Below are 6,348 nucleotides of genomic sequence, written 5' to 3'. Positions count from 1 at the left end.
CTCGGCTCTGCCAGAGCCCCGCCCGCCAGACAGACCCGATCTGGGGCCAATGCCAACCGCCCCGGCGTGGGCCCCCTACCTCTGTTGGGCGCCCCCCCCCCGCGGCTTTTGGCTGCTACGAGGCCTTCGGGTGTCGGGGGCCTTTGAGAGTTCGGGTCACTGGGGCTTCGGGAATCCGCCGGACGCCCGGACGTCCCTGGCGGCGGTCACGCCGACTCTCGGAAGCCCGGGCGGCCCGACCCCCGGCTGCCCGGGCCGCCCCCATACGGCCTGGCCTTCCTACGGCGTCAGCGGCGGGTGCTGGCCCGTGCCCGGCTGCGGCGGAGTGGGGGCGGCGTCGTCCTGGCGGATGACCTCGCCCTGGACGACCTTTCCGTCCGGCCGGTGGATACGCGCCTGGCGCAGGGCGTCCTCGAGCGAACCGGGCGTGGCCTGCCGCATCCGGCGCTCCAGGGATTTTCCGGCGTGGCGTCCGACGCTCTGGCGCACCTGCGGAAGAAGCAGCAGCAGTCCGGCGGCGTCGGAGACCAGCCCCGGCAGCATCAGCAGCAGTCCGCCCAGCATCAGCAGGCCGTTGCCCTCGGCTTGCCGGTCGCCCGGCGCCGCCGGGGCCGCGCCGGGCTGCTGGAAAGCCTGGGTGAGGTTGCGGAAAGCCCGGCGACCGGCCCTCTTGGTCACCATGGCTCCGAGCACCGCGCCCGCCGCGAGGAGGGCGAACACGGTGAACCCGCCGGCCGCTCCGGCCACCAGCGTGAGCAGCCAGATCTCCAGGAGCAGCCAGGCGGCGATACCGAGAGGCAGGAAGGTGCGGGTGCGAGAACGCTGCGGGGCGGTCGGAGTGCGTACACCGGTCGTCATGGACCCAGTGTGCCTGGCCGACCGCTCGGATGGCGTAAAGAGCGCAGCCGGGTCAGGAAGCGGGTCGGGAGGGCTTCGCCGGGCGGCGGCCCAGCAGGCGGTTCGCCCGGGCGCTCAGGCCCCAGGCGGTGACCCGCCACAGCGCCTCGACGAGGATGTCCCTGCTCATCTTGGAGTCGCCGCGCTCGCGCTCGACGAAGGTGATCGGGACTTCCACGACATGGAATCCGGCGGCGACAGCGCGACGCGCCAGGTCGACCTGGAAGCAGTAGCCGGCCGAGGCGACGTCCTCAAGGCCGAGGCCCTCCAGGGTCTCCTTGCGGAAGGCACGGAAACCGCCGGTGACATCGCGGATCGGGACATCGAGCAGGACCCGTGAGTAGAGGCTTCCGCCGCGGGAGATGAACTCCCGGGACTTGGGCCAGTTCACGATCCTCCCGCCGGGCACCCAGCGGGAGCCCAGGACGAGATCCGCGCCCTTGAGCGCGGTGAGCAGCCGGGGCAGTTCCTCGGGCTGGTGGGACCCGTCGGCGTCCATCTCCACGAGGACTCCGTAGCCGTGCTCGATCCCCCAGCGGAAGCCCGCGAGATAGGCGGCGCCGAGGCCCTCCTTGCCCTTGCGGTGCAGGACGTGCACCTGGGGGTCCTCACCGGAGAGCTCGTCGGCGATCTTGCCGGTCCCGTCGGGGCTGTTGTCGTCGGCCACCAGGATGTCCGCATCCGGAACCGCGGCACGCACCCTGGAGACGATCGGCTCGATGTTCTCGGCCTCGTTGTAGGTGGGGATGATCGCCAAGGCTCTGCCGAGCGGGCCGTACCGCCTCTGACCACCGTCGTTCACTACTGCCCCTTTGACGTCACTACGCAGAGAACCACCATAGCGACCACTGGCGACGCGGCCACCTCGGCACGGTCCCGAAGGGCCCCGGGGCCGCTCCGTGGGACGGCACGGGCCACTGTAGTGCACCGATAAGTCCAGGTCTGGACCGGAATGATCACGATGGCGGCCGGCCGCGGTTCGGAACCGCAGTTCGGGACTGGCAGCGGGATCGGCACCGCGGTCGCCACAGCGGGCGGCAGCGGATCGGAACCCGGCGTCCTTCGGGCCGGCCTGGGACCCGCTGGCTGCGGGCCGCCCGAGTGCCGTTGTCTACTGAACGCCGGGCCCCACCCGGATCGCACCTTCCCCCGAGCTCCTGCGGTGCAGGCCGGACAGAGGAGACCCCCACCGGCCGCGGCCTTCCCTCGCCCCCGAGGCGCGGGCGCTGAACCTGGCTCCTGGTGGTGGTGTGCCGCTGCGGCGCACCACCCCATGACCCAGCGGCGTTCGACGACTGCGTGGAAGTCCCGGCCGGTCGGACGTCCTGTGGTGGACTCGGCCGAACCTACCCGCCTCACGCCGCACTCTGTCAACAGGCACGTCATCTGCGACGATTGGCTGATTCGGCTGGTCAGGCGGGCAGATCCGCAGGTGGCAAACGAACCGTCAGGCGCACAGGGTCGCGGTACGACTAATTCCGATCTCACTCGTTAGGCCGCATATAGATCGTCTGTCCGGAGACCACCGTGCGCAGGCACACCGGGAGGGCCGTGCCGGGGGTGAGATCCGGCAGACCAGGGGTGCCGGAGCGGGGGTCTGTGGACCAGCGTGCGACCCGGTCGTCGGGAGCCTGGACGATGAGTTCACCCGTGCGCCAGATCGCGTAGTCGGCGGGCGCGCCGGGCACCAGGGTGCCCGCGTCGTCCCGCCCGATAGCCCGCCAGCCGCCCCGGGTGTGGGCTGTGAACGCGGCCCGTACCGAGATCCGGTGCTCCGGGGTGCGATGGAAGGCGGCGGCACGGACGGTCCCCCAGGGGTCGAGCGGGGTGACCGGGCTGTCGGAGCCGAAGGCCAGCGGCACCCCGGCGCGCAGCAGCGCGGCGTACGGGTTCAGGGTGCGTGCCCGCTCGATGCCGAGACGCTGGGCGTACATGCCCGTGTCGCCGCCCCACGCGGCGTCGAAGGCGGGCTGCACGGAGGCCGTGAGGCCGAGTTCGGCGAAGGCGGCGATGGTCTCGGGGGCGAGCATCTCGGCGTGCTCCACGCGGTGCCGGGCAGCACGCACCCGGGCGAGGCCGAGCGCGTCGGCAGCGGCCCGGACGCCTTCGACCACGTTGCTGACGGCCCGGTCGCCGATCGCGTGGAATCCGGCCTGGATCCCGGCCTCGGTGCACGCGCCGACATGGGCCGCCACGGCAGCCGCGTCGAGATGGGCGGCGCCGGAGTGCGCCGCGTCGGCGTACGCCTCGTGGAGGCAGGCCGTGTGCGAGCCGAGCGAGCCGTCGGCGAACAGGTCACCGGCCGCTCCCGCCGCACCGAGCGCGCGCGCCCGCCGTACGTCCGTGTCGGCCCAGTAGCCGACGACCCGGGGGCCGTGTCCCTCGGCCGCGATCTTCAGCAGGGCCGTGAAGTCGTCCTCGGACGAGATCTCCGGCCCCGCGCACTCATGGACGGTGCCGATGCCGAGCGAGGCGGCATGCCGCAGCGCCAGGCGCTGGGCCTCGGCGCCCTGCCCGGGGGACACGGCGGCGTACGCGGCGGAGCGCACCGCGTGGTGGGCGTCCCCGGTAAGCGGTTCGCCGTCGCGGAAGCCGCTCATGGCGCGCACCCCGGGCACCAGGTCGAGCAGCGCGGTGGTCACCACCGCGGAATGCACGTCGATCCGGGTGAGGTAGAGCGGCCGGCCGCCGGTGAGCTCGTCGAGCTCGGCCCGCCGGGGCGGGCGCTGCTCGGGCCAGCGCGCGGCGTCCCAACCGTGTCCGATGAGGATGCGGTCGGCGGGCCGCGCCGCGGCGTAGGCGCGGATGCGGTCGGCGGCCTCGGTGAGCGAGCGGGCGCCCGAGAGGTCGAGCCCGGAGAGTGCGAGACCGGTCGCGGTGGTGTGCACATGGGCGTCCACGAACGCCGGGGTCACCAGGGCGCCTTCCAGGTCCTCGACCTCGTCCACGCCGGACGCGAAGGCGTCGGCCGCGCCTTCTGACCCCACCCAGGCGATGTGCCCCCGCTCGACCACCATGGCTGTCGCGAACGGATCGGCGGGGCTGTGTACGTCTCCGCCGCGCAGCAGCACGGTGCGGTGTTCGCCCGGGGGCACGCTCTCACTCATGGGGAACAGCCTAGATTCGCGGTGGCCGTGCCTCGTACGGGGTGGACAGGACCACGGTGGTGCGCGTGGACACACCTGCCAGCGAGCGGATCTGGCTGAGCAGTTCCTCCAGCTCGATCGGGCTTCCGACGCGGACCTTCAGGATGTAGTTCTCATCCCCGGCCACGCTGTGGCATGCCTCGATCTCGGGCACACCGGCGAGCCGGTCGGCGATATCGTCCGGGGCGCTCGGATCGAACGGTTTCACCGAGATGAAGGCCGTCAGTGGCAGGCCGACCTCCTCCGGGTCCACGACAGCGGCGTAGCCGCGGATGACACCACGTTGTTCGAGCCGCCGCACGCGCTGGTGCACCGCCGAGGTGGACAGGCCGGTGGCCTTGCCCAGGTCGGTGTAGCTCATGCGCCCGTCCTTGACGAGCAACTCGACGATCTGACGATCCAGCTCCTCCATGCGGATCAACCTATTGCCCCGGACGGCGCCGGGCACAGCGGGCTGCCTCGGACGGAGGCTCGGATGAGGTCACTCAGGCGCGGGATGGGGCCCCACCCGAGCACCCAGCGCGCGATATGTGATGAACACCACAAGGTCATGGCCGTGTCCTTCGATGCCGCACGGTTATCCAGGGAGCCGCGAGGGAAGTGCTTGGTGTGGTCGAGGGCCGCGTATGCCTGGTCGGCCCACCCGAGGGGGAGATTTTCCATGCACAGTGTGAAGCGAGCCGGACGTACCGAACCGGAGCCCGCTGATTCCGTCTGCCCCGGCAGCGACATCGCGGACGACGAACGGGGTGCCTACGACACCTTCGAGATGTACCGGGTGATCTGCCCGGACTGCGCCCAGCCGATCGCACTGCTGGCCGACGAGGTCGCCCTTCCGGAGCACGCCCTGTGCCCGACGCCGTGGAACCCCTTCGTGCTCTCCGTGTGCACGGGCACCGGCCGGTCCGCCGCGGAAGCCGGCCCCGCTGACGAGACGTTGGAAGTCCAGGAGCAGGACACCGCGCTGCTGCTGACGCTCCCCCAGGGTCTCGACTGGCGGATGCAGCCCTTCTCGCACGTCGGCGGCCCCGGCTCGCGCCCACTCAAGGCTCCGCCGGCGCGCCGGGCGGCCTGAGCGGCTCGTCCACCCCCGGTGCCCCGCGCACCACGGCAACCGATTGAGGCGGGGACCGCGCCTGAGGTGGGGACCGCGCCGACCCGCACCGGCGCCATGGCGGGGGACAGCACGAACTGGCTCTCGCATCAGCGGAACGGTGACCCAGCCGGGCCCGGGGGCGTTTTTCGGGCATGACCCCGCACATGCACCCGCAGCACTCCACGGGCGGCACCGGCCGTCGGCGGCTGATGGCACCGCGCCCGGAAGAATCGGTTCCGCGGTCGGTGGATCCGCCGATCTACCGCGATCTGATGCGCAACTGGGCACAGGAAGGCCGCACTCTGCCGGGCCGCCGTGATCAGGAATGGAACAGGCTGACGGCGGCCCCGGCATGGACGCGGCGGACCGGATGGGTCAGCGGGACTCTGGCCCCGCAAGGTGACGGGCGATGACCATCCGCTGGATCTGGTTGGTACCCTCGACGATCTGGAGCACCTTGGCCTCACGCATAAGCCGCTCGGCGGGGAAGTCCGCCGTATAGCCGTAGCCGCCGAGGATCTGCACCGCGTCGGTGGTCACCTGCATGGCCGTGTCCGTGCAGAACAGCTTGGCCATGGCCGCCTGCCGGGAGTACGGCTTGCCCGCGTCCCGCAGCCGCGCGGCGGACAGGTACAGCGAGCGGCCCGCCTCGACCTTGGTGGCCATGTCGGCCAGCATGAAGCGCAGCCCCTGGAAGTCCGCGATGGGGCGGCCGAACTGCTGCCGGCTCGCGGCGTATGCGAGGGCCTCGTCCAGCGCCGCCTGGGCTACGCCGATACCGCAGGCCGCGATGCCGAGACGCCCTGCGTCCAGCGCCGCCAGCGCGATCGCGAAGCCCTGGCCCTCCTCGCCGATACGGCGCGCGTCCGGGACGCGTACACCGTCGAAGTGGAGCTGCGCGGTCGGGGAGCCCTTCATGCCCATCTTCTTCTCGGGCGCGGCGGCACTCAGTCCCTCGGCGTCTCCGGGCACGAGGTAGGCCGTGATCCCGCGCGGGCCCTCGCCTCCGGAGCGGGCGAGCAAGGTGTAGAAGTCGGCGACCCCGCCGTGCGTGATCCACGCCTTGGTGCCGTTGATCACCCAGTCGTCCTCATCGCGCACGGCCTTGGTACGCAGCGAGGCGGCGTGGCTTGCCGCTGTGTGCGCGGGTTGGGGTGCTGCGCGGTCCCGTGCCGCGCCGACGACGTGCCGGGCGAGGGGCGGGTGCGT

General features: G+C 72.1%; 6 protein-coding genes. 1 reads left to right on the top strand and 5 read right to left on the bottom strand.

Going from position 1 to position 6,348, the window contains the following annotated elements:
• Positions 1-279: 279 nt before the first annotated feature.
• The 4 genes from fxsA to ACFWI9_RS13605 form a co-directional block, all read right to left on the bottom strand.
• Positions 280-858: an FxsA family membrane protein gene (gene fxsA, locus ACFWI9_RS13620; RefSeq protein ID WP_387161598.1), complete on the bottom strand. Its 579-nt coding sequence runs from the start codon at positions 856-858 to the stop codon at positions 280-282.
• Between the two features lie 52 nt (positions 859-910).
• Positions 911-1,699, bottom strand: a complete 789-nt coding sequence (locus tag ACFWI9_RS13615) for a polyprenol monophosphomannose synthase (protein ID WP_387161596.1) — start codon at positions 1,697-1,699, stop codon at positions 911-913.
• A gap of 682 nt (positions 1,700-2,381) precedes the next feature.
• A complete protein-coding gene (locus ACFWI9_RS13610) occupies positions 2,382-4,004 on the bottom strand; it encodes an amidohydrolase (protein ID WP_387161593.1) in 1,623 nt (540 codons plus the stop codon).
• A 10-nt stretch (positions 4,005-4,014) separates the two neighbouring features.
• Complete coding sequence (locus tag ACFWI9_RS13605; RefSeq protein ID WP_387161592.1) at positions 4,015-4,455, bottom strand: Lrp/AsnC family transcriptional regulator; 441 nt, start codon at positions 4,453-4,455, stop codon at positions 4,015-4,017.
• A gap of 249 nt (positions 4,456-4,704) precedes the next feature.
• Here ACFWI9_RS13605 and ACFWI9_RS13600 point away from each other — a divergent pair, with 249 nt between their 5' ends.
• Positions 4,705-5,118 carry a hypothetical protein gene (locus ACFWI9_RS13600; RefSeq protein WP_387161590.1) on the top strand — a complete coding sequence of 138 codons (414 nt, stop codon included), beginning with the start codon at positions 4,705-4,707 and terminating at the stop codon, positions 5,116-5,118.
• Positions 5,119-5,514: 396 nt separating this feature from the next.
• Here the strand turns inward: ACFWI9_RS13600 and ACFWI9_RS13595 are convergent.
• Positions 5,515-6,348: acyl-CoA dehydrogenase family protein (locus ACFWI9_RS13595; protein WP_387161588.1), on the bottom strand; the 834-nt coding region annotated here is incomplete at its 5' end.

Source organism: Streptomyces sp. NPDC127084 (assembly GCF_042724175.1).
Classification (GTDB): domain Bacteria; phylum Actinomycetota; class Actinomycetes; order Streptomycetales; family Streptomycetaceae; genus Streptomyces.
The sequence above is the reverse complement of the archived record's forward strand: the minus strand, read 5'-3'. Positions and strand labels throughout refer to the sequence as shown.